Raw genomic sequence first — 1,188 nt, forward strand, 5'->3', positions numbered from 1 at the left:
GGTGAACAACTGGGACTAAAAAAAGGTGAACAACTCAAGGCAGTTAACATAGCCAAAGAAATGCTATCAGAAGGCTTTGATATAGTCAAAATTGCTCGTATTACTGGTCTTTCAGAACCAGAAATTAAAAATTTTTCTAAAGCAAAAAGCTAAAAATTTGGTCCAGGACTTTCGTACTTTTATTAAAAGTTGTGTATAGGCTTGGCCATTTTATTTATAATTATAGTCCTCAAATATAGGGCTAAAAATAAGTTTCAAAAGACATCTATAGATCTAGCTGATTTAACGGCTATCTGTCAAGTAGAAAAAAAGAAATGATGGGAAGAAACATAAGACATATACCTCAAAAATGATAAATACAACCAAGTTTGTAAATGGTCACATCGATGTATTGAATGAACAAGGTTTAAGAAAAGGTTATACATTGCCTAGAAAAGAAGTGCATGAAAAAGGGGAAATTCACAGAGCTGTACATTTATATCTTTTCGATAAAAAAGGGAGCAATTTATTGCTTCAAAAGAGAACAGCAACGGTAGACCACTACCCCAATAAATACAGCATTTCCGTTGTAGGACATGTCAATGCTGGTGAATACAGCCACATGGCAGTTAAACGGGAGTTAAAAGAAGAATTAGGGATAGATGCAGATCAACTTGATATAGCATTTTTGTTTTCATTTAGACAAGATGCTACATTAAGTCCTACTTACATAGATCGACAAATCAATGATCTGTATATCTGTTATATGGACCAGGAAAAAGATATCAAATTTAACAAAAAAGATGTGAAAACGATTGAATGGGTGCCTTTTGAAAAATTTCAAAGTATGGTAGAAGATGCATCAATTGGTCAAGGTGATTTAGCCCCTGTATATGCTCATTCTTGTAAGAATTTAATCTATTTCTTAGCCCACAAGCATACAAAATATTAATGCATTTTAACATGAGAAATCGATACCTTTATAAGTTATTAGTTAGTTTTTTATCAATTTTTTTTAAAAAAAATTGGTTTAATATTGATTTTATATCGTATATATATAGGTATTATTAATTAATTAAAAAAAATGATAGGTAAATTTTTAGATCCCAAAAATGACTTCGCATTTAAGAAAATATTTGGAACAGAAAAGCACAAAGACATACTCATTCATTTCTTAAATGATGTATTAGAATTTTCAGATGGAGCCAT

2 protein-coding genes are annotated in these 1,188 nt (G+C 30.6%); both read left to right on the forward strand.

All coding sequences use genetic code 11. From position 1 onward, the window contains the following. The first annotated feature begins 349 nt into the window (after positions 1-349). Positions 350-931 (forward strand): NUDIX hydrolase, encoded by a 582-nt coding sequence (locus CCPUN_RS04145; protein WP_133282315.1) that lies wholly within the window; start codon positions 350-352, stop codon positions 929-931. A 132-nt stretch (positions 932-1,063) separates the two neighbouring features. After that, positions 1,064-1,188: PD-(D/E)XK nuclease family transposase (locus tag CCPUN_RS04150; RefSeq protein WP_191283883.1), on the forward strand; the 125-nt coding region annotated here is incomplete at its 3' end.

Origin of the sequence: Cardinium endosymbiont of Culicoides punctatus (assembly GCF_004354815.1) — a bacterium.
Classification (GTDB): Bacteria; Bacteroidota; Bacteroidia; order Cytophagales; family Amoebophilaceae; genus Cardinium.